The 25,102-nt window shown below is 44.7% G+C and carries 9 protein-coding genes; 5 read left to right on the top strand and 4 right to left on the bottom strand.

What is annotated here, in order from left to right:
* Nucleotides 1-23 precede the first annotated feature (23 nt).
* On the top strand, nt 24-2,012 hold the full coding sequence (locus Q0R52_RS27305) for a sensor histidine kinase (protein WP_295801364.1): 1,989 nt from the start codon (nt 24-26) through the stop codon (nt 2,010-2,012).
* Complete coding sequence (locus Q0R52_RS27300; RefSeq protein ID WP_295801362.1) at nt 2,009-2,629, top strand: response regulator transcription factor; 621 nt, start codon at nt 2,009-2,011, stop codon at nt 2,627-2,629. The genes Q0R52_RS27305 and Q0R52_RS27300 overlap by 4 nt, the downstream gene beginning before the upstream one ends.
* A gap of 48 nt (nt 2,630-2,677) precedes the next feature.
* Here the strand turns inward: Q0R52_RS27300 and Q0R52_RS27295 are convergent, their stop codons facing one another.
* Nucleotides 2,678-7,882, bottom strand: a complete 5,205-nt coding sequence (locus tag Q0R52_RS27295) for a cadherin-like beta sandwich domain-containing protein (protein WP_295801361.1) — start codon at nt 7,880-7,882, stop codon at nt 2,678-2,680.
* Nucleotides 7,883-8,473: 591 nt separating this feature from the next.
* Here Q0R52_RS27295 and Q0R52_RS27290 point away from each other — a divergent pair.
* The 3 genes from Q0R52_RS27290 (at nt 8,474) to Q0R52_RS27280 (ending at nt 14,762) form a co-directional block, all read left to right on the top strand.
* The gene (locus Q0R52_RS27290; protein WP_295801359.1) at nt 8,474-8,782 is read left to right on the top strand and encodes a hypothetical protein; all 309 of its coding nucleotides are present in this window, start codon (nt 8,474-8,476) and stop codon (nt 8,780-8,782) included.
* A gap of 116 nt (nt 8,783-8,898) precedes the next feature.
* A complete protein-coding gene (locus Q0R52_RS27285; RefSeq protein ID WP_295801357.1) occupies nt 8,899-11,421 on the top strand; it encodes a TonB-dependent receptor in 2,523 nt (840 codons plus the stop codon).
* A gap of 221 nt (nt 11,422-11,642) precedes the next feature.
* A complete protein-coding gene (locus tag Q0R52_RS27280; RefSeq protein ID WP_295801356.1) occupies nt 11,643-14,762 on the top strand; it encodes a hypothetical protein in 3,120 nt (1,039 codons plus the stop codon).
* Nucleotides 14,763-14,778: 16 nt separating this feature from the next.
* On the opposite strand, the gene Q0R52_RS27275 is transcribed toward Q0R52_RS27280, so the two are convergent.
* The 3 genes from Q0R52_RS27275 to Q0R52_RS27265 all read right to left on the bottom strand — a co-directional run bounded on the left by Q0R52_RS27275 (nt 14,779) and on the right by Q0R52_RS27265 (nt 25,080).
* Nucleotides 14,779-15,282, bottom strand: a complete 504-nt coding sequence (locus tag Q0R52_RS27275) for a hypothetical protein (RefSeq protein WP_295801354.1) — start codon at nt 15,280-15,282, stop codon at nt 14,779-14,781.
* Nucleotides 15,283-15,518: 236 nt separating this feature from the next.
* Nucleotides 15,519-19,157 carry a cadherin-like beta sandwich domain-containing protein gene (locus Q0R52_RS27270; protein WP_295801353.1) on the bottom strand — a complete coding sequence of 1,213 codons (3,639 nt, stop codon included), beginning with the start codon at nt 19,155-19,157 and terminating at the stop codon, nt 15,519-15,521.
* 484 nt (nt 19,158-19,641) lie between these two features.
* Nucleotides 19,642-25,080 (bottom strand): alpha/beta fold hydrolase, encoded by a 5,439-nt coding sequence (locus tag Q0R52_RS27265; RefSeq protein WP_295801352.1) that lies wholly within the window; start codon nt 25,078-25,080, stop codon nt 19,642-19,644.
* Nucleotides 25,081-25,102 lie beyond the last annotated feature (22 nt).

The raw sequence follows: 25,102 nt of genomic DNA, 5'->3' as shown, positions 1-25,102 counted from the left end.
TAATTGATTTGCATATCATAAGCATGAGATATTACAAAGGCCGCCTGGTGTTGAGTTGTTTATTAATGGCCGCACTGGTTATAAGTGGCATTAATAGCTTGCATGCGCAACCTTCGCAAATAACGCCCGCCAATAATATCAGGCAAATAGACCGGCTGCTTTTAAGAATAAAAACGGTAGAGGATACCGATACAAAAACAGCTTTTGTATTGATTACCGAAGCAAAAAAACTATGCGTAATTGCTAAAGTTGACACCTTAACAGCCAAGGTTTATAACGAAGAGGGCTTTTGTAATTTTTATGCAGGCAACTATAAAAGATCTGCGTTAACGTTTGACAGTTCGGCCTATTTGTGGAGAAAGTATAACCGCCTTAATTATTTCAAAGCAGTAAATGACAAGGCAACCGCATTAATGTTTAACTCGGAATACCATAAGGCCCTGTTAGCTTTTTTCGAATGCATGGGCATGAATAAATATGTAAATGACAAGAGACTAACAGGCAAAGTATTAAATAATATAGGATTGGTTTACGAAAGCATTAATGACCCTGACAATGCTATATTTTATGAAAAGAAATCGCTGGCATATAAACTTGCAGCGCATGATTCACTGTCATTAGCGCGTACCTATGGTAACATAGGCGATGCGTTTGCAAACAAGGAAATGCCCGATAGCGCCATTATATATGAGCAACGCTCCTACAAATTGTATTTTTTAGCACATGATAAGGTGGGCATATCAATAGCCTTAGGTGATATTGGCAACATGTACCGAAAAAAACACATGACTGATTCGGCCATAAGTTACCTGCTCAGGGCTGTCAATATCGCCCAAAAATTAAGCTATGTTGAAAATACTGCCAATATTGAAGATTACCTGGCCGAAAGTTACATGCAGCGGCACGACTTTAAAAATACCTGGAAATATGCTTCGATGGCTGCTTCATATGTTCCGCAAATAACTGATAACGATTTTTTGCAGGAGCATTACAACCTGATGTACCGGTATTTTAAAGCAACAGCAAATACACCAAAAGCATTTGATTACCTCCAAAAACTAAAAGCAGTTGATGATTCGATATTTAAGCAGAAAATAAATATTCAGAATGAAAAAATTGCTTTTGAATATGAATACAAGCAGAAAAAATTAAAGGATAGCCTGGTCTTTCAGTCGCATATAAATGAAAGTGAAAAAAAGGCTGCAGCATCGCGGAACCGGTTTAACATTTCGCTTTCGTTACTGTTAGTTGCTGCCTTACTTGCGGTAATATGGTATAGCCGTAGTAAATTGTTGCAAAAACAAAATATTGTGGCCCAGCAAAACTTTACCATGCAGTCGCAGAAAATAAAGGAGCTCGAAAACGAAAAACAATTGCTGGCATCGCAGGCGGTGTTAAAGGGGCAGGAAGAAGAGCGCAGCCGGCTCGCGAAAGACTTACACGATGGGCTTGGCGGCTTGCTGGCCGGGGTAAAGCATTCGATCATAAATACGAAAGAAAATTTAATTGCAGGCATTGGTAACGTCCCTGTATTTGAAAAGCCGCTTAACATGATAGATACCGCGATAAAAGAATTGCGGCGGGTGGCGCAAAACATGATGCCCGAGGCATTGGCAAAATTCGGCCTCACCGAAGCATTGAAAGATTATTGCGCCTCTTCATGCACCGCATCATGCCAGGTAATTTTTCAATCATTTGGCAGCGATAAACAGATAGATGCTGCAGCCGGGATAATCATTTACCGTATTATCCAGGAATTGGTAAACAATGCACAAAAACATTCGGCAGCGAGCCAGGTGATGGTACAGCTTGTAAAAGGAGACGACTGGATAACCTTAAGTGTTGAAGATAACGGTAAGGGCTTTGACGTAAATGGGCTAAAGCAGTCAACCGGCTGTGGCTGGAGCAATATTAAAAGCCGGGTAGATTACCTAAACGGCAATATCGACTTAAAATCGCAGGCGGGGACAGGCACCTCTGTAAATATTGAAATAAAAATCACTCAAACATGATCAGCGTTTTTATTGTAGATGACCACCCGGTGGTAGTTGAGGGCATACGTTCGTTGTTAATTAACGAAGAAGGCATTTATTGGGCCGGCCATGCCTTAACGGCTGCTGCCTGCAGTGCATGGTTTAACAGCAATAGTGCCGACGTAATTTTAATGGATATTAATTTACCCGACAAAAGCGGTATTGATTTGTGCGCCGAAATAAAAAATAAAAAACCTAAAACGCAGGTACTGGCGTTGAGCACCCTCAATCAGCCATCCTATATCCACAAGATGATTGAAAATGGCGCAAGCGGATATATCCTGAAAAATGCCGACAAAGAAGAGCTATTGAGTGCCATTAAAGATGTTGCGGGCGGAAAAACCCATCTGTGCATGGAAGCATTGGAGGTAGTAAAAAACAGCAGCAACAACCCAGGCGGCAAACCAATACTTACCCGGCGCGAAAAAGAAATTCTTATCTTAATTGCCGACGGGTTAACCAATACCCAAATGTCGGAAAAACTTTTTGTAAGCCATTGGACGGTTGACAGTCACCGCAAAAGCATCATGACGAAATTAAATACAAAAAATACCGCGATGCTTATTAAGTACGCCCACGAGAATGGGTTATTGTAGGTGTCGAACAATTATATTCCATTATTCAACACCTACTTTTCCACCCTGCTAATATTTCAGCACAATAAATCCCGCTTTGTGCTTAGTTTCATTACCGTCTTTATATTCAAGTGAGTAAAAATAAGTGCCGGCTTTTTGCAGCTTGCCATTGGTGCTATGTCCATCAAATACCTTCGTGTCATTATCATAGCCCTTTGCTTCATATATCAATACGCCGCTCCGGCTCATAATCTGAAGTTTATTTTCAGGATAAGTTGTTATGCCATCTATAATCAGCACATCACTGATTCCATCACCATTGGGCGATACGTTTCGATGTACGGCGATGCTATTGGCGCTAATTGGCTGCTCCTGTTGGTCAAACTTCATTATAGCTGCTATCGGTCCCGGCCTGGTAAATGTTATTCTGTATGTTTTAGTAGTTATACCATCCTGTGCTGTAACCACTGTATTAACTACGGTAGTACCCACATTTAAAGCTATCGATCCCGAAGCTGTCCCGCTGGCTACTGTTACACCATTTACCTTTATCGTTGCTGTGGCATCCTGTGCTGTAGGCGTTATTTTAACGCTGGTTTCGGTATTGGGTACCGTGGTTGTATAATCTTTATAATCAGGTCCGCTCACTAATGTCAGCGCTGTTGAAGGGTTTAGCTTTAAACTGGTTAAAAGGGCGTTATTTGAAAGCCGGGTTACTGTTAACGTGTAGGTTTTGGTAGTTGCGCCATCACTTGCTGTCACCACAGTTGTAATTACATTTGACCCAACGACCAACGGCAATGCTGCTGATGCATTTCCGGAAGCAACCGTAGTGCCATTCACCTTAATCGTTGCATCTGCATCGCTGGCTGTAGGCGTTACCGTAATAGTAGCGGCGCCCACGGTTGCCGTGTAACTGGTTGTGCCTGCCGCAAATACCGGCGTAAGCGTGCCGCTGCTTATTGTGAAATGGGCCAGGTTGGCGTTAGTTGAAGGTAAACGGGTGAATTTTATCGAATACGTTTTTATCGTTGTCCCATCCTGGGCGGTTACTACCGTATTAATTACATTGTCGCCAGCGTGTAATGGTATGGCGGCTGATGCTACCCCGCTGGCTACGGTTACGCCATTTACTTTTATCGTTGCTGTGGCATCCTGTGCCGTGGGCGTTATTTTAACGCTGGTTTCGGTATTGGGAACTGTGGTTGTATAATCTTTATAATCAGGCCCGCTCATTAAGGTCAGTACTGTTGAAGGGCTAATCTTTAAAGTAGTCAATAATGCGTTATTTGAAAGCCGGGTAACTGTCAGTGTATAGGTTTTGGTGGTTGCGCCATCCTGCGCTGTTACTACTGTGCTTATAACATTTTGCCCAATAACCAGCGGCAATGCTGCCGACGCTGTTCCGGAGGCAACTGTTGTCCCGTTTACTTTTATCGTTGCTGTTGCATCCTGTGCTGTCGGGGTTACTGTTATCGATGCCGTAGCACTACCTACCGATGCGGCATAGCTCATTGTGCCAGGGGCAAATACAGGTGAAAGCGTACCGCTGCTTAGGGTTAAACCAGCCAGGGAAGCATTGGTTGACGGTAAACGGGTGAATTTTATGGAATACGTTTTTATTGTTGTCCCATCCTGCGCGGTTACCACTGTATTAATTACATTGTCGCCCACGTTTAGTGGTATGGCAGCTGATGCTGCCCCGCTGGCTACCGTAACGCCATTTACCTTTATCGATGCTGTAGCATCCTGTGCCGTCGGCGTTATTTTAACGCTGGTTTCAGTATTGGGGACTGTGGTTGTATAATCCCGGTAATCTGGCCCGCTTACCGTTGTCAGCGTTGTTGAAGGGTTTATCTTTAAGGTAGTTAATAGTGCGTTATTTGAAAGCCGGGTTACTGTTACTGTATAGGTTTGGGTGGTTGCACCGTCCTGCGCTGTTACTACTGTGCTTATAACATTTTGCCCAATAACCAGCGGCAATGCTGCCGACGCTGTTCCGGAGGCAACTGTTGTCCCGTTTACCTTTATCGTTGCTGTTGAATCCTGAGCTGTCGGGGTTACTGTTATCGATGCCGTAGCACTACCTACCGATGCGGTATAGCTCATTGTGCCAGGGGCAAATACAGGTGAAAGCGTACCGCTGCTTAGGGTTAAACCAGCCAGGGCCGCATTGGTTGACGGTAAACGCGTGAATTTTATGGAATAGGTTTTTACGGTTACTCCGTCCTGTGCGGTTACCACTGTATTAATTATATTGTCGCCCACGTTTAGTGGAATGGCAGCTGACGCTGCCCCGCTGGCTACCGTAACGCCATTTACCTTTATCGATGCTGTAGCATCCTGCGCTGTGGGCGTTATTTTAACGCTGGTTTCACTGTTAGGTACTGTGGTAGTATAATCCCGGTAATCTGGCCCGCTTACCGTCGTAAGCGTTGTTGCAGGGTTTATCTTTAAGGTAGTTAATAGTGCGTTATTTGAAACCCGGGTTACCGTTACAGTATAGGTTTTGGTAGTTGTGCCATCCTGCGCAGTTACTACTGTGCTGATAACATTCTGCCCAACAACCAGCGGCAACGCTGCTGATGCACTTCCCGAAGCTACCGTTGTTCCATTAACTTTTACCGTAGCACCAGCATTACTGGTGGTAGGTGTTATAGTTACAGATGCAGTGGCATTGCTTACCGATGCAGTATAGTTGATTGTACCTGTAGCAAATACGGGTGTAAGGGTGCCTGCGCTAAGTGTTAAATGTGACAGGCCTGCATCGCTTGAACTGTTGCTCAGCACAGGTAAAATAGTGGTAAATAATCCACGGCCATGGGTGGCTGCCGCCAACGTGCGATCAGAGGCGCGGTATTTTAACATGTCAACCTCAACGTTTGCAAGCCCGGAGTTAGTAGGCGACCAAACTGTTGAAGTGCCATTGAGCAGGTCTGTCGACCAAACTCCTAATTCGGTGGCAATTATTGCTTTGGTGTTTGCGCCCGGGTAAAACATAGCCCAGCGAACTGGCATATCTGGCAAATTACCTTCAACTAATGTCCAAACTGGTGTAGCTGCAGTAGCATTTTTTGTCTCAAAAACACTTGGATAGCCATAATTAAAATAAGACACCAGGATGTGATCTTCCGAGGCAGGGTCAACAGCAACACATGATACCGAACCGGTGCCCGATCCGCTTGGCGATAAAACAGTACCGGCAATACTTGTACCGGTATTTGCAGTATTAACAACGGCTACTTTACCATTATCAAGCCCAAAATATACCCGGTTGGCGGTTATTGGGGCAACTGTAACTGATGTTATATTTGCTCCACTAAATGCTGTAACATTTACCACCGAAGTGCTTGTTCCCGCAGTGATGTTGTTCCACCGGAAGTATTGTCCGCCTGAGTAGCCCGAATACAGATTTTTTGAACTGGAATCATAATCAGACGGATTAATAAACGACCCTGTATTTCCAAAAAAATGCTGGATGAAATTCACACCGTCGGTAGCCACCCAAAAGTTGTTATAAACATATGACGTTAGCTGGATATTTCCGTTTGTCTGGTCAATAAACGCATTTGCACCATCACCTCCGGTTACCTCATTTGTAGGATTTATACCCGCAGTGGTAAATTGCTGCGTGCCATTGTCCTGTGCCCCGGCCAGTGCATAATTGGTACTGGTTGGGTGCAACGCAACAGAATAAAATTGGGTAACGTCGTACCCATTGTTCTTATCGGCAAATGAAGGATGCGCCGCGGTAGCGGTTGAAGTGTAAAAAATACCACCATCGCAACCCATCAAAAACCTGGTCGCCGAGCCTGGAGCGTATACATAAGCATGATGGTCGGCATGTACATACTGGTCAGCGTTTAACCCGGCCACTTCGCCAACGTACCACTGCGTCTGAACCGTCCATGTAGTGCCGCCATCAATCGACTGTCCGCCATCCAAACTGCCGGCACGTATAACATTGGCGTTGGTTGGGTCGACAGCCGCCGCTATGGAGTACCATGCCTGGTCATTGTTAAAGGTGCTTCCTGTCGGCACAGTCTTAACAGTCCAGGTGTTAGTGGCTCTGTTATATCGCTGAAAAGAACCGAGACCGTAACTATTAGTCCCTTCAAATAAGGCATAAACTGTATTAGCATCTCCCGGCGCGAGGGCGAGCTTAATACGCCACCAACTGGTAGTTGAAGGCGTAATGGTGCCCGCCGTGTTTGGCGTTATATTGGTCCATGTACCCGCATTTCCGGTAGATGCTCCATTAACTGCAAAATCAGAAACGTAAATATGCCCGTCACTAAAAACACCATCGCTTGCATACACATCGCCATTGGCAGCCATCTGAACATCGGCAGCTCCTGTAGTGGATACTGCAGTGCTCCAGGACGAGCCACCATTGCCCGATTTCATTATACCAAAGTCGCGTGCAGCTAAATATACACTGCCATTTTTATCAACTGCTATAGCATTTATGTTTGTATAAAATGAAGTACTTATTAGCCGGGTCCAGTTAACGCCGCCGTCAGTACTTTTCCAAACGCCGAGGCCCTGAATAGCATCGCCGTTGTAGAATCCTTCACCAGTACCAGCATAAATCTCCTTGAGGTTAACTGGGTTTTGAGCGATACAACTGATGGCTATATTTTCAAAGAAATCATTTATCTTAGTCCATGACACAGGCGATGCTGTAATATCGTTGGTAACCCATAAACCGCCGCCTACACCGCCGGCAAATACTTTTTTATAGCCATTTCCGGCGTCGGCTAAATCAAACATTAAAGCCCTGGTACGTCCACCTACATTGCTCGGGCCTCTTTCATTCCAGGCTATGTCACCTATTGAAGCAACCGGAGCAACAACACCCGGTTTGTTTGCCGACTTAATGAAGTTTGCACGCTCGGATACTAACTTGTCTTTAATACGCCTCGCCTGTATTAGCCTTTCGGTCGGCACCGCATGAGTTACAGGGTCCTTAGTCCGGGCAGTCTCTTGCTCCTGGCGGGCGCTTACATCGTCGTCAATGCCATCTTCCGGGTGTTTTTTATCCTTATCAAGGTCCTTGTCTTTTATCTTGGCTTTGTCCCGGTCGCGGTCTACAACTACTTTTTTCGCTTTTGAAACCTGCCGCGGCGTATCAGCAATACCAAAATTGCTTTTTACGGGCAACGTTTTTTCCAACAAAGCTTCCCGGTTTAACGCGGTGGCATTTTGAAAAAATGCGCCAAACAATAAAATCATTATGATTTTACCAAATGATCTTAAGTAAAGTGTTTTCATGTGACGGGGGTATTGAATTGTGATTATTTATTTACAGGCACAGCCAGGTAATGAATTTACTTTCGGCAAAAAAATAAAAGAGTGTCTTTAATCGCTAGTATTAGGCCTACGCTGATTTTGTCTTTAAATATAGATAATAATTTTAAAAACAACTTATTTAATATTATTTACCACCAAAATAGTGAAAAATACAAGCCGGCTATATGGATGTGAACCAACAGTTTAACTTTAAAGATGATCTAATAAGCGTTAATCTCTTAGGTTAGCATTGACTTAACTATAATAATAAATCAAAAATTACGTTTCGCCAAGTCAGATTTTAAAATCATAACGCTATATTTACAATACAGCACATATATCAATCACCGTTTTATCAAAAAGAATTTCTCCATATTTTTAATCTCGTTAATTGGGTATTACTCCTTCGGGGCATCGCTATTTTACCTGGTTGAAATTCAAATCTGTAAAATAAAGGCTGAAGAACATGCTGAACGCGACAGCGGGGCAGCAGGCAAAAAGCTCGTTTTATTTTCGTCGGATAGTAAAGGGTTCAAGCTGGTTGATGATGATGAGATAATTGCCAACGGCAAAATGTACGATATCGTAAAAACCAGTACACGTAACGGAATAACATCATATTACACACGTGCTGACGCCGACGAGGACGAATATGTACACAAGCTTATCGATGTTGAAAAAGGCAATTCCACAGAAAAATCGTCGCCAGGCAAAACAATTAAACTATATGAGGCAAAATATTTTGCTGCAAAGAAAAACCTTCGTCCTGCCTGTTTTTCATTAGATCTTCCGACGGGGGCATTCACCCTAGAAAACACTTTGTTATATAACTCTCTTTTTAAAGATATCTACGCTCCCCCGCCAGATCATCTACTCTCCTGACTCTTTTTAATGCATTTAATTTCGCCGTGCTTTTTGTAAGCACAGGTACTCATTGCTGTAAATGGGCCTGATCGTAATTTAATTCTATCAATGCAACTTCTACTAAATTTTTACGAATGAAAATACCTCTTACATTTAAATATATTTTATCTGCTTTCCTGTTTTTAATGGTTCATGCGCTTGCAGAGGCTCAAAGCTCCATCGGCGGGAAGATAACCAATGGCAAAAGTCACTCAAGCGTGGCCGGTGCAACTGTGCGAATTCCCGATCTTAATATTTCGGCCATTTCCGATTCGCTCGGAAACTATCGTATAAAAAACATAAGCAAAGGTGCTTACCTGCTCGAAGTTAGCAGCATAGGATACGCCACCCACATCGAAACGATTGATATAAAAGGCGATGTAACAAAAAATTACGAACTCGCGGTTTCTGCAACGGTGCTGAATGAAGTTGTGGTAACCGGCGTTAGTTCTGCCACCGACAAACAAAAAACCCCCATACCACTCGCCACAGTAAGTAATGCCGAACTGCTTCAAAATTCATCAACCAACGTAATTGATGCTATAGCCAAAACACCCGGTGTTTCGGGCATGACAAACGGACCGAGTATTTCAAAACCTGTTATCCGGGGTTTAGGCTACAACCGCGTACTCACCATAAATGATGGTGTGCAACAGGTTGACCAGGCGTGGTTTGATGAATTCGGCATCGAGGCCGATGGAAACGCCGTAAACCGTTACGAAATTTTAAAGGGCCCCGGCTCACTGGCTTACGGTTCTGACGCTATTGCCGGCGTAATAAACCTTATCCCGGAGGCTATCCTGCCCGAAGGCCAAACAAAAGGCGATATCCTATTCAACTATCAGACCAATAACGGACTCATAAATAATGCGTTTCACCTTGCGGGTACAAAAAACGGGATTGCCTGGAGCGCCCGTGTAGACAATACCATGGCGCATGCTTACCGCAATAAGTACGATGGATATGTTTTAAATTCGCAATTCAGCAATTTTAACGCTGATGCAACTATTGGCATCCACCGTAAATGGGGTTATTCACAATTGCATGCAAGCTATTTTGATTTGCGTACTGGCATAGTCGACGGAACCAGGGATTCGGTTAGCGGTCAAATGGTCAGGCCGGTATCCTATCCAGACCTGAATGATGGCGAGCCCACCTACGTATTGCCAACCCACCAGGAAAAAGTAACCTATACTCCATTTGTTATCAACCAAAAAATACGGCACACAAAAGTAGTGTGGGATAACAACATTGCCGCCGGCAGCGGCCGCATTAAGGGGATATTTTCATGGCAAAAAAACCAGCGGCAGGAAAATAACGACCCAACCATCCCCGATGTTTCCGATATCTACTATAGTTCAAACGCGGCTACGTATGATATGCGTTATGTATCGTCGCAGGAAGGCACATTTAATTATACCAGCGGCGTAAACGGGGTTTACCAATCGTCGCAAAGCCTGGGCACGCTGTTGCTGATACCGAATTATAACTTTTTCGAGATCGGCGCCTTTGCTATTGCCAATAAAAAAATAGGCAACCTTAACCTGAGCGGCGGTATACGTTACGACACAAGAACATTTAACGGGCTCGACCATTGGGTTGATTCCACCACGCAGGCTCCTGTAGCGCCAAATGCCGAAAACGGCTTTCACGAATTCCAGGGCTTTAAGTCGCATTTTAACGGGATATCATTTAGCGTTGGAGGTGCCTACAACTTTTCAAAAAATGTATTTATAAAAGCTAATTTATCAAGGGGATGGCGTGCGCCAAACGTTGCCGAAGCTGCAGCAAACGGAGTGCATGATGGTACCGTAGTTTACGAAATTGGCGATCATGACATCAAACCTGAAACCAGCCTTGAGGAAGATATTGCCTTCGGGGTAAATTCAAAAGATGTCGACTTCGAAATTGATCTGTTCAATAACCGGATTAGCAATTTCATTTACGCAAGGGGGCTTAAAGATGCCATGGGTGCCGATTCCATCAACAATTCCTTAAATGCAGTTGGGTTAGGCGCCGCGCCGGTTTATAAATATACTAACGGAGGGGCGCAGTTGTATGGCGGCGAGGTAGCTTTTAACATACACCCGTCTTCCGTACCGTGGGTTGAGCTAAACACCACGTTCAGCTATGTATACGGCCATTTGCTTAATGCGCCCGATTCAACCAAATACCTCCCATTTGTACCGCCAACAAGAATTACCGCCGACCTGAAGTTCCCGGTCAGCAAAATAGGCAGCATTATAAAAAACGCGTATTTTAAAGCCGGCATGTTAACCTGCTTCCAGCAAAACGACGTATATCGCCAGTATGCTATTTATAGCGGGTTAAATACCGAATTAACACCTTATGAATATGCTGCCAGCACATCGGCAACTAAAGGTTACGTATTGTTTAATGCCGGAGCGGGCGGTGATATAGTTTCGAAAGGCAAAACTATTTGCAGTCTGTACATCATTTGCAATAATATCTTTAACACCGCCTATATTGACTATATGAGCCGCTTTAAATATCTACCGGTAAATTATACCACCGGCAGGGTTGGCGTATATAACATGGGCAGAAATTTAAGCATAAAGCTGTTGATCCCTTTAAATTTTTCAGGTAGTCATATTTAAAATTACTTAATGGCTTGTATTTATTAATCAAACAAGCCACTCAAAAGGGCATTCCACCAGGTTGGGATGCCCTTTGTTTTTTCCAGAATTTTTTGTCTCGCCTAAACTTTTTTTAACTCTGCTATATTGGGGATGTATATGGTTGTTTTTAGTAAATTTGGTTGATAAACAAACAGATATATTAAAATATCACGCTTACATGTCAACTAATGTACAAGCATATGAGGTTACCAAACTCCCCTAAACGCCTTTTGCTGGCTGCCACGCTTTTATTTTTCCTGTACAACATGGGTACAGTTGAAGCGCAAACCATCGATCCATCTGCGTTCAACATGCTGCAATGGCGGATGATTGGGCCGCATCGTGGTGGCCGGACCGTAGGAGCAACAGGAGTTGTTCAGCAACCGAACGTTTTTTACATTGGTGTAAACAATGGCGGTGTTTGGAAAACGAATGATTTTGGCCGCACCTGGCAGCCTGTATTTGACGAACAGCCTACCGGTTCCATCGGCGATGTGGCCGTTGCCCCCTCAAATCCAGATGTGATATACGCCGGCAGCGGCGAAGGTATTCAAAGGCCCGACCTTTCAGTAGGCGATGGCGTCTATAAATCGACTGACGCCGGCAAGACCTGGATAAATACCGGGTTAAAGGATGCACAACAAATTGGCGGACTGGCAATTGACCCAAGGAATGAGAACAAGGTTTTTGTAGCGGCACTGGGGCATCCCTATGGCCCAAACTCCGAAAGGGGCGTGTACCGTACAACTGACGGCGGCAAAACCTGGGAAAGAGTATTATATAAAGACGAAAACACCGGCGCTATACAAGTAACTATCGACCCCAATAATTCAGATATTATTTATGCCGATATGTGGGCAGGCAGGCAGGGGCCATGGGAAAACGGGGAATGGGAAGGAACCGAAAGCGGTTTGTTTAAATCTACAGACGGTGGCACTACCTGGAAAAAATTAACCGCAGGTTTGCCAACCATTGCCGATGGTTTGGGCCGGATCGGTTTTTGTATTTCGGCGAGTAATTCAAAACGTTTGTATGCTTGCGTTGATGCAGCGAAAGGTGGTGGTTTATACCGGTCGGATGATCGCGGCGAATCGTGGACAGAGCAAAGCACTGATATCCGTTTATGGGAACGCGGCGATGATTTCGCGGAGTGTAAAGTTGACCCGAAAAATGAGGATATTGTTTATATAGCTAACGTAGTTACCTGGAAATCGCTCGATGGCGGCAAAAACTGGAAAGCTATAAGGGGTGCGCCCGGGGGCGATGATTACCATCGTTTATGGATCAATCCGCAGCATCCCGAAATAATTTTGCTGGCAAGTGACCAGGGTGCCGAAATTACGGTAAACGGCGGCCAAACATGGAGTTCGTGGTACAACCAGCCAACCGCGCAGTTTTATCATGTAAGTACCGACAATGCTTTTCCATATAATGTTTATGGCGGACAGCAGGAAAGCGGATCCGTAGGGATTGCCAGCCGGGGGAACGATGGCCAGATTACTTTCAGGGAATGGCATACTGTTGGAGCCGAGGAGTATGGTTACGTTGCCGCTGACCCGCTCGATCCCAATATTATTTACGGGGGGAAGATTACAAAGTTTGACAAACGTACGGGACAGGTACAAAACATCGCACCCGAAGTCGGCAGAAGAGGAAACTACCGCTTTGTTCGGACCGCACCTGTTATCTTTTCGCCGGTAGATCAGAAGACGTTGTTTTTTGCCGGGAACGTATTATTCAAAACCTTAACCGGCGGTAACTCGTGGCAGGTCATCAGCCCTGATCTTACCCGCAAAACCTGGGATGTTCCTGCAAGTGTGGGCATCTATACCAGTGATAAATTAAAGCAAATGCCGCAGCGCGGCGTAATCTACACCGTAGCGCCATCGAATAAAAATATAAACACCATTTGGGCCGGTACCGACGATGGGCTTATCCAGCTTACCAACGACGGTGGTAAAACCTGGAAAAACATTACTCCGCCCGAGGTTACATCGTGGAACAAGGTTTCGTTAATTGATGCCGGGCATTTTGATGATCAGACCGCCTATGCAGCTATCAATAAAATCAGGCTGGATGACATGAACCCTTACATCTATAAAACGCACGACGGCGGTAAAACCTGGAAAAAGATTGTTAATGGTTTGCCTGCCGACCCTGTTAACGCGGTACGGGAAGATCCGCTTTGCAAAGGCCTGTTATTTGCCGGGACAGAAAGAATGGTTTACGTTTCGTTCAACGATGGCGAAAACTGGCAGCCCTTAAGGCTGAACATGCCCGCCAGTTCAATCCGCGACCTGGTTATAAAAGGTAATGACCTGGTTGTGGCTACCCATGGGCGGTCGTTTTGGATAATGGATGATATAGCTGCGCTGCGCAACCTTGCTAAAATTAAGGATGCAAGCCAGACAACTTTATACCAAACCGGGCAATTTTACAGGGTGCGATGGAACATGAATACCGATACCCCACTGCCACAGGAAGAGCCTGCCGGGCAAAACCCGCCTGACGGGGCAATTATTGATTATTATTTAAAAGACAATGCAAAGGCCGTAATCAGCCTCGAGATATTGGATGCCACCGGGAAGCTGATGCGGGTTTATAAAAGTGATGACAAACCTTATGATGTGCCTCCTGTAAATATCCCATTATACTGGATCAGGCCGCAGCAGGTACTCTCTACCGAAAAAGGCTCGCATAGGTTTATATGGGACCTGCACACCCAGCCACTTGATTTACCACCAGGCTATCCAATTGCAGCAATTTTTGGACAAACAGCACCGGTGCCAACATCGCCATGGGTAATGCCCGGAAATTATACTATAAAATTAACTGTCGACGGAAAATCATACACCCAGCTGCTAACTGTTAAAATTGATCCCCGGGTGAAAACACCATTAGTGGAGTTGCAACGACAATATGACCTGTCGGACAAATGCTACCGCCATTTGAAAACTGTGATGACTGCCCTGGCAAAGCTAAATAGTCTGCATGAGCAGATCGGTAAATTATTGCCGAATGCAAGCGGCGATTTGGCAGCTGCACTTAAAAGAACAGACGCGGATGCGCTGAAAATTGAAAATGGTGCACCGGCAAATAAGGCTGAAAGTTTTAATGGTTTACGCGGCAGCCTTGGCGGGCTGATGAACTTATTGCAGGAAAGCGAAATGCCAATTACCGCACAAGCCGCGGCTGCGGTCAACCAGGCTGATAGTTATTTCAACAACTTAAATTTAAAATATAACGAGCTTACCGGGACCGGTTTAAAAGTATTAAATGAGCAATTGGCCCGGGCAGGAGCAGAGAAAATTAGTTTATAGGAATAACCGTGAATTTTTATTGCATTAACACCGGGGCCAACTCAACTGCTGGCTCGTCGGATGTTTGGTAAACTTGTTTATTGTTTAGGATACCTTCCAATACAAAACCGTTTGCTTTCGGGGCTTTAAAATTGCCCTGCTCAGTAAGTTCCAATTGGATGAGTTTTGTTTCGGACCCGGGTTTGATTACAAAGGTGGTTTTTGCATTTTTTGTCCGGCCGATTATAACTGAATCCTGGTTTACCTGTAAAATATTCACCGAGTACTTTACGCCTTTGTACCAGGCTGTTTGCCAGGCGGGCGATGGTTTATTTTTGCTGATCTCCATGAAACATGAAAGGGTTTCGGTATAACCCCTAACCGCTTTGCCGTCCTTATCTACAGGCGCATTGCCCATGTATTGCGTTTTAGAAAACAACCAAATTTTTTGACCCTGGTATTTAAGCGCTAAACACGAGGAAGAAACCACGAGTATGAATAACAGGTACTTCGCCATAATTAATAAAGATACGAATCTCATTGTTAAACATCAAAGCTGCACATTTAGTATACTTTTCAGCAACAATAGCTTTAATTGCTATTGAATTTATCACATTCAATAACAGGCATTTAACACCGCACTTCACCCAACAACCATAGACTTCCAAACCAAGGCGTTCTATGAACTGGTCTCTAATCTCAACTCCATAAGGCTGGAGTGTGAATCCTTGTCCGTTTTTAACTAATCTCTGGTCTCTAACCTCTAATTAACCACCCCTAATATTTCAGCACAATAAACCCGGTTTTGTGCTTCACTTCATCGCCGTCTTTATACTCCAGCGAATACATAAAAGTACCTGCCTGCTGCAACTTACCACTGGTACTGGAATGTCCGTCAAATACTTTCGTGGTATTATCATAGCCTTTGGCTTCATATACTAATACGCCGCTGCGGTTCATTATCTGCACTTTATTTTCCGGGTAAGCCCCTATGCCGTCAATCACCAGCACATCGCTGTTACCATCGCCATTGGGCGATACGTTTTGGTGTACGGTAACGTTGTCGGTACTAATTGGTTGTTCCTGCGGTTCATATTTCATCACCACCCCTCCGGGTGCCTGGCGGGTAAACGTTATGCTATAGGTTTTTACGGTTATACCATCCTGTGCTGTTACCACAGTATTAACAACATTGGTACCTACACTTAACGAAATTGCAGCAGAGGCTGCTCCGCTGGCCACCGTGACGCCGTTAACTTTTATCGATGCCGTGGCATCCTGGCTTGTTGGTATTACCTTAACGCTGGTTTGGCTGTTAGGTACTGTGGTCGTATAATCTTTGTAGTCGGCCCCGCTTACCACCGTCAGCGTTGTTACTGGGCTTACTTTTAACGTAGTTAAAAGGGCGTTATTTGAAAGCCGGGTTACTGTTAACGTATAGGTTTTTGTGGTCGTTCCATCACTTGCTGTCACCACAACTGTAATTACATTTGGCCCAACAACCAACGGCAACGCTGCTGATGCCGCTCCGGAAGCTACTGCCGTACCATTTACCTTTATCGTTGCATCCGCATCGCCGGCTGTAGGCGTTACCGTAATAGTAGCGGTGCCTGCTGTTGCCGTGTAACTGGTTGTGCCTGCGGCAAACACCGGCGACAGCTTACCGCTGCTTAATGCCAAACCAGCAAGGTTGGCGTTGGTTGATGGTAAGCGGGTAAATTTTATAGAATAGGTTTTTATGGTTGTCCCATCCTGCGCGGTTACTACCGTATTAATTACATTGTCGCCAGCATGTAATGGTATAGCTGCAGAAGCTGACCCGCTGACCGTGGCTACACCGTTTACTTTTATGGATGCAGTAGCATCCTGTGCTGTGGGCGTTATTTTAACGCTGGTTTCGCTGTTAGGCACTGTAGTTGTGTAATCTTTGTAATCAGCGCCGCTCACTAACGTAAGTGATGTTAACGGGCTTATTTTCAAGGTGGTTAACGCAGCGTTATTTGATAGCCGGGTTACTGTTAACGTATAGGTTTTAGTGGTGGTTCCATCCTGAGCGGTTACTACCGTGTTGATTGCATTGGCCCCGACAACCAGCGGCAATGCTGCTGATGCAGCTCCTGACATTACTACCGTTCCGTTTACTTTTATAGTGGCCCCGGGTGCGGCGGCTACTGGGGTAACGGTTACCGACGAAGTGGTAGCAGGCAGGACTTCAGTGTAGCTGGTAATTGATGGCGCAAACACGGGCGATAAACTGCCGGCATTTGTTGCAAGGGCGGTAATGTCGGCATTAACCAATAAACTGTTAACAGTTATATTTACCATTGTGGAATTACCAGCAAAGCTGTTATATGCTGTAACGGTATAGTTGTTTGCGGGCGAAACCGCAACCGGGGTGCCGCTGATGATACCGGTGCCATTATCAAAACTGAGGCCGGCGGGTAAAAATGGGGTTATGAAATAACCGCCAACGGGCTTAATTTCCCTTATGGTATTATTTATCTGGTCAGACACGTAGATATTTCCCTTGCCATCTGCCGCAATACCGTACGGGTTCAGGAAACCTGTTCCTATAGTAATGGTGCTGCCACCACCCGCAGGAATTTCCCTTATTTGTTTATTGCCCGAGTCGGTTACGTAAACGTTGCCTGCCCCATCAGTTGTTACGCCAAACGGAACGCTAAACACGCCTCCTACGGGCACCCAACTGCCGCCACCATGCGGGAATTTTTTCACCGCGTTGTCCTCCAAATCGGCAACGTAAATATTTCCGGCAGGGTCAACTGCTACGCCATAGGGGCTAAGCAACTCGCCGCTTGTCCCTAAAACAATAATTGGGCCGCCGGCTGTCGGAATTTCCTTTACTTTATGATCGCCAAGGTCCGATAAAAACACATTGCGGGCGGCATCAACAGCCACGCTATAAGGATTTGTAATGCCCGAACCTATCATTACCGGGCTGCCACCGCCCGCCGGTATTTTTTGGATGCCCGTTGCGCCATCGGCAACATATACGTTACCCGCCGCGTCAACGGCTACCCCATTCGGCTGGGCGAACGTACCTATAACAACGGGCGGGCCACCATCCGCAGGTATCTTTTTAACCTGCCCGTTGTTTAAGTCGGCCACGTATATATTACCTGCCGGGTCGGCTGCAACGCCGGCCGGATTGCTAAAGCCTGAACCAATGCTCGCCATATTGTTACTGTATCCGGGTGCCGCAACCACTCCGGTAGTTACAGGAACAAGTGGTGTTATTTTAATACCTGTTGAGTAGATTTGGGGGCTGTTGTAGCTAATGGATAACGCCGGTGGCGATGATGGATTAACCTTTATATTAACTATAGCAGCAGCACTGCCGGTACTGTTATAAGCAGTAACTGTATAATTTGCCATAGGGCTTTCTGCTGATGGCATACCACTAAAAATTCCCGTAGTGCAATCAAAATTTAAGCCTGCCGGTAAAGACGAACTGATGAAATAGCCGCCAACAGGTTTCATTTCTTTAACTGCGTTGTTGCCGGTTGCTGCAACAAATACGTTGCCTGCGCCGTCGAGCGCCAGGCCATAAGGACTTGTAAATCCCGTCCCGAGGCTAACTGGTGCGCCGCCGCCCGCCGGCATCCGTTTTATTGCGTTATGGCCATAGTCGGCAATGTAAATATTGCCTGCAGCATCTACGGCCACTCCTTCGGCATTACTAAAGCCCGAACCAATACTTACCGGGGCGCCGCCACCGTTTGCCGGTATCTTCTGTATCGTGGCACTTCCGTTTGCAACGTACACATTGCCTGCTGCATCAACTGCCAGGCCGAATGCCACGCTGACTGTGGCTAAAGTAACCTGTTTGCCGCCTTGCGTTATTTTTAAAATGGCTCCGTTATCGGCCACATACACGTTCCCAGCCGGGTCGGTCGCCACACCATGCGAGCTAATTAACCCAGCGCCTACGCTTACCTGACTGCCCCCAGCGGCAGGAATCATCTTTACACCGTTGCCGCCGTCGGCCACATATATATTTCCGGCAGCGTCAACAGCTACCCCGTAAGGCCCCTCATAACCCGAACCTAAGGTAACCGTTGCACCTCCACCCGCCGGCATTTTTTTCACCAGGTGATGGCCAAAGTCGGCCACGTATATATTCCCGGTAGCATCAAGCGCTACCCCGTAAGGAGAATTGAAACCCGACCCTAAAGTTAGGCGGGTGCTGCTATATAGCAATCCGGCTACGCCGGTGCTTGTGGGCGATAACGGAGAGATGACAGCGCCTGCCGTATAGGTTTGCGGGCTGTTATAGCTAATGGTTGGCACCTGGGCAAATAATTTAAAAGGAACTATAACTGCAAAAAATAACGAGGCCAGCAAGATAATTCGCTTTAATTGCAACATGATGGGTAAGGGGCAGGCTTTTCGCATATACTTTGTTTTCAAATATTACTTTATAAAGGCGGACACCTTATTTTTTCATAAGCATACTATAATACGCTGCAATCCCATCCATTTTTTAAGTCGCTGTTAACGCCGGGCGGATAACGGCATATTCTTCTCTAAAAATCGGTAAAAAGCTATATTTTTAAATAACCACGAAGGTTTGCTGCCAGTTAAAAACAATTAAATAGCAGAAAATCAGTTAATAAATGTAAATATAAAATATTTAATAAATCAAAATTTCTAACCTAAACAGTTGGTTATCAATATCAAGCCATGCAAATCGGCCGATCATTACTATTATAATAAGATATACTTTAAATATCAAAGCTGGTAGTTAAACAGCAAAACATAGCATTCCGCTTGTTAAAAACTTATTGCCCGTTATACCTGAGTTCAACCTCCGTTTAACAAAAAAGCCGGGAACCAGGAAAAAAACATCCCCGTTCCCGGCTTAGTGGTCTGCATATTATTAACGTTTCAGCACAATAAACCCGGTTTTCCGCTTGGTCTCTTTCCCATCCTTATATTCAAGCGAATAAAAATAAGTGCCCGCTTGTTGCAGTTTACCATCGACACTTGAGTGGCCGTCAAATACTTTAGCCTGGTTGTCGTAGCCGCTGGCCTCGTACACCAAAACACCACTACGGTTAATTATCTGCACTTTATTTTCCGGGTAAGCCGCTATGCCGTCAATCATCAGCACATCGCTGTTGCCGTCGCCATTTGGCGATACGTTTTGGTGTACGGTAATGTTGTCGGTACTAATTGGTTGTTCCTGCGGTTCATATTTCAGCACCACCCCTCCCGGCGCCTGGCGGGTAAAGGTTAAACTATAGGTTTTTACGCTTATGCCATCCGGTGCTGTTACTACCGTATTCACTACGTTGGCACCTACATTTAATGGTATCGCGGCAGAGGCTGCCCCGCTGGCTACAGTAACGCCATTTACTTTTATCGATGCTCCGGCATCCTGGCTTGTTGGTATTACCTTAACGCTGGTTTCGCTGTTGGGAACTGTAGTGGTGTAATCCTTGTAATCGGCTCCGCTCACTAAGGTAAGTGGTGTAGACGGGCTTACCTTTAAGGTAGTTAAGAGGGCGTTGTTTGAAAGCCGGGTTACCGTTAAGGTATAGGTTTTGGTGGTTGTACCATCACTTGCTGTTACCACAGTAGTAATTACATTCGACCCAACAACCAGCGGCAACGCTGCTGATGCCGCCCCGGAAGCTACTGCCGTACCATTTACCTTAATCGTTGCATCTGCATCGCCGGCCGTAGGCGCTATCGTAATATTAGCTGCGCCTACTGTGGCCGTATAGGCGGTTGTGCCAGCGGCAAACACCGGCGACAGCGTACCGCTGTTTATTGTCAAACCAGCCAGGTTGGCGTTGGTTGATGGTAAGCGGGTGAATTTTATAGAATAAGTTTTGGTGGTTATGCCGTCCTGCGCGGTTACTACCGTATTAATTACATTGTCGCCTGCATGTAATGGTATGGCAGCAGAGGCTGCTCCGCTGGCTACAGTAACGCTATTTACTTTTATCGTTGCCAGGGCATCCTGTGCTGTTGGCGTTATTTTAACGCCGGTTTCGGTATTAGGAACTGTAGTTGTATAATCTTTGTAGTCTGCCCCGCTCACTAAAGTCAGCGCCGTTGAAGGGGTTACTTTTAACGTAGTTAGAAGGGCGTTATTTGGAAGCCGGGTCACTGTTAACGTGTAGGTTTGTGTGGTTGCGCCATCACTTGCTGTAACCACGGTTGTAATTACATTTGACCCAACAACCAGCGGCAATGCTGCTGATGCTGTGCCGGATGCTACCGTTGTGCCATTTACCTTCACGGTGGCATTTGGATCGCTGGCTGTGGGCGTTACGGTAATAGTAGCGGCGCCAACTGTTGCTGTGTAGCTGGTTGTGCCCGCTGCAAACACCGGAGTCAGCGTGCCGCTGCTTAATGTCAAATTAGCCAGGTTGGCATTGGTTGATGGTAAGCGGGTGAATTTTATAGAATAGGTTTTGGTGGTTATGCCGTCCTGCGCGGTTACTACCGTATTAATTACATTGTCGCCTAAGTTTAATGGTATCGACGCTGAAGATGCTCCGCTGGCAACTGTTACGCCGTTTACTTTTATAGTTGCCGTGGCATCCTGCGTTGTGGGTGTTATTTTAACGCTGGTTTCGCTGTTTGGCACTGTGGTAGTGTAATCCCGGTAGTCGGGTCCGCTTATTACCGTCAACGCTGTGATGGGGGCTACTTTTATCGAAGTTAACAGCGCGTTACTTGAGCCGCTTCTAAATCCGGCTTTGGTAAACGTGCCGTCTGGATTTGTGACCGAAACACTGCCCGAAGTGCCAGGACCCACAACCGCTATGATACTGGTAGCAGATAAGATTGTAAACGAAGAAGCTGCAACCCCTCCAAATTTAACTGCAGTTACTGTGTTGAAATTGGTGCCTGTAATAGTCACAGTGGTACCGGGCGTGGCTACAGCGGGGGTAAAAGCGGTAATTGTTGGCGGCCTCGCGGTATAAAACATCGCCGTATCGGTGGTGACCGTACTCCATGCATTGTTATAATCCCTGAACTGAAAATGAATGGTATGCTGACCATTGGGCAGGGTAGAAGTATTGATATTGGCGGAAAAATTATATGGGTTAGCGGTAGTTGAAACTGTGGCGGTAACCATATGGGTATTATCTGTATCAAACCAATAACGGTAGGCGGTGACGGTATTATTACTACTGTGTTGGCCAGTGTTATAAAAATTGCTATTTGAAACGATGGTCCACTGCCCGTTATCATCCTGATACCTTATATGCAAATCATGTTGACCAATAGTTAAATTGGAAGTGTTTATGCTTTTATTTAAAACGGCGGACTGTTGTGAGGAAATACTAATGCGTTTTTTGGCAGAATAATTATCGTCAAACCAATATTCATAGCTAACAATTTTCCTTATTACACCATTGGCCAAAGGCCGCCTGTAAAAACTACTGGTTTTGATAAAGCTCCACTGCCCGCTATCGTCTTTATATCTGATATGCAAATTATGTTGGCCGATGGCTAGACCGAGTGTATTAATATTTCCATTTAAAACAGCAGATTGCTGTGGGGTTATATTAATAACATTTTTAGTAGTATAGCTATCGTCAAACCAATACTCGTAACTGATAATTCTCCTAGTAGCGCCGTTGACCAATGGCTGTCTGTAAAAATTACTGGTTCTAATGTTACTCCATTGTCCGTTATCATCTTTATATCTAATGTTTAACAAATGTGATCCTGTTGATAATGATCCTGTACTTATATTTGCATTTAATGTGGTGGTTACTTGCGTAGTAATCGACACAAATAACTTCGATGCGTAGTTATCATCAAACCAATATTCATAACCCTCGATTTTCCGTGCACTATTCGGAGCCAGTGGCTGCTTATAAAAATTCTGACTCATTACTGCACTCCAAAGTCCATGTTTATCCACGTAACGAATACGAAGGATGTGAGAGCCTACAGTTAACGATGTTGTTTGGAAATTCGTATTTAAGTATGAGATATTTTGAGCCGTCACGTTATTTTGAATTCTTGACGAATAATCATCATCAAACCAGTATTCATAACCAGTTATGCTTCCTGAAATTCCACTATATATACTATTGGATCCATTACCATAGAGCGCAATCGAGTGATTTGGGCCATAGTTATCCGAATTATTGCTAATAACCAAACTTCCGGATTTAGAACCGACCGTGGCAGGAGAAAACTCTACAACAATTGACGTTATTGACCCAGTTTGTAGCGTAAAAGGCACGACAACAGGTGTTATAGTGAACGCGCTTGGATCGGCTCCTGATATTGATAAACCAGATATCAGCAATGGGTCGGAACCGGTATTTTGAAGTGTAAAAGTGTTGATTTTACTACCAGCAACGGTTACATCACCAAAACTGTACGATGGATCGTTGTTAATTACAAGCGTTTTAGCTGCATGATCTGCTCCGGTTCCGGTTAACGCTACCAATATAGCAGGATTGTCGGCTGAATTACTTTCAATTTTAATTGCCGCGTTTTTAACCCCTGCGCTGGTAGGCTTAAAGCGTAAGGTGATGGCTTGGCTCATGCCAACCTGAACTGCAAAAGTTGTTGGGGTGGTAATTATAAACTGCCCCGCATCAATACCACTAAGGGATAGATTGCTAACCGCCACGGTCGAAGTGCCGTTATTGGTAAGCGTTATATTTTTTTCCTGGTATTGACCCAATACAACGTCATAAAAAGTCAACAGCCCTGTCGGAGAAATTGAAAATTTTGGATCAGGAATTACTGTGGCTGTTGTATTTATTGTGTAGGGGTAATTGTAAGATGCATATTTATAATCCGGCGCAATTCCGGGTGTTGCCGTTCCATAAACTTGAATATAATATATACCAGGCTCCAGATCGTCCGAAATAGATGGGTTAACAGTAACATGAGATATACTTTTTCTTACACTTAGATCTGCGTCAAGCAAACTGATTGTATTTATCCCTGTGTAAACGCCTGCCGTAATGTCAACTTGCAGGTGTGTGTGACGGGTTATATTGATCTTAAAAAGGTCTCTGTCATAGGGATTTTTTTCACCGGCTTTTTCACCTTTGGTAAATGTAACAAAGCCCTTTGTGGTACTTGTCGGTTGTATTTCATACGCCAATGCGGGATCGTCGGGCTCATCCAAGCCACGAAGCAATGTATAGTAGTCCCTTGTTTCGTCGTCGTGCCTTTTATTGGTCATTAGCGTGTCGTCGCTTGAAATGTATTCGCTTTTTGTTAAAACAACCGCGTCGTTATACCCTAAGCCAGGCAGGTAAGACCAATTGGATGCTATCCATGTACGGGCTATATTATTTAACGATGAATATCCTGAAGCGCTGTTTAAACCATCTATTATGCTGGTCTCCACACCATCACAGTTAATGTCGCTGCTATAATAACCCTTTACACTGCTTTCATAGCCTCCAAATAAATAGGGCGCTAAGGCGCCACTTATATCTGTCCTTAGATCCCTGACAGCTTCTGATCGTTCGTCAAGAGTAGGAAGAAATACATTAATAAAGGCATTGTTAAAATCTGTAACATTCGTTCCGTAATGTGGTGTCCCCACGGTTACAATTTTTGCTACGTTATTATTTGCATAATTTTTTATATACTCTCTGGCAGCCAATCCCCCCATCGAATGACCGACAAGGATTACCTTTTTTGCATTGGTTTTCTTTATTATCGCGTCGATAGCAAGTTTAAGTGCGTATCCCTGCTTAGCTATAGATGCCTGATTGCTCTGATTTGAAAGATTATATATTGGTATTATCCCGGGATACTCAGTCGCGACTGTACCTAATAAATGCCTCTTTACAGAAACTAAATTGCCATTAACGCCTGTAACCTGCATAAACTCATCTTTGATACGTAAAATATCATTTTTAATAAACTGAGATGGATGATTTACAGTTATTATATTATCTGTTGCTAAACACTTAGAGGTTATTGCTACTTGGTCGTTGACGGTTGTTACCGTTCCGGACGCGCGCACGTCAAAACTTACCGTATAAAAATCACCAAATCCTATATTGGTGTTAAATAGGTGAACATCTTGTTCCTTCGTTGTATTAAAATGCGCCAAAGTTCTCTGATAATTCAGCGAAAGCTTTAAGCTATCTCCTAATTTTAGGCCCGCACCTTCTAAATAATCAACTATATTATCAAATTGATTATCTTGCCTCCCCCATGTGTTATTATTTGAACCTGTACCGTGCACAAAAATTATAGGATACGGTGTTTTTAACGATTGCGCAAACCCTGATCCTATAGCACAAAAGATTAGCATCAATGATAACGCAATATAATAACCATACTTTTTAATGAGTACCGTTTTCATATCAATTTATTTTTTGAGAACT

It is taken from the genome of Mucilaginibacter sp. (genome assembly GCF_025359345.1).
Classification (GTDB): Bacteria; Bacteroidota; Bacteroidia; order Sphingobacteriales; family Sphingobacteriaceae; genus Mucilaginibacter.
Note: the sequence above shows the minus strand (reverse complement) of the source record. Positions and strands in the feature narration are given on the sequence as shown.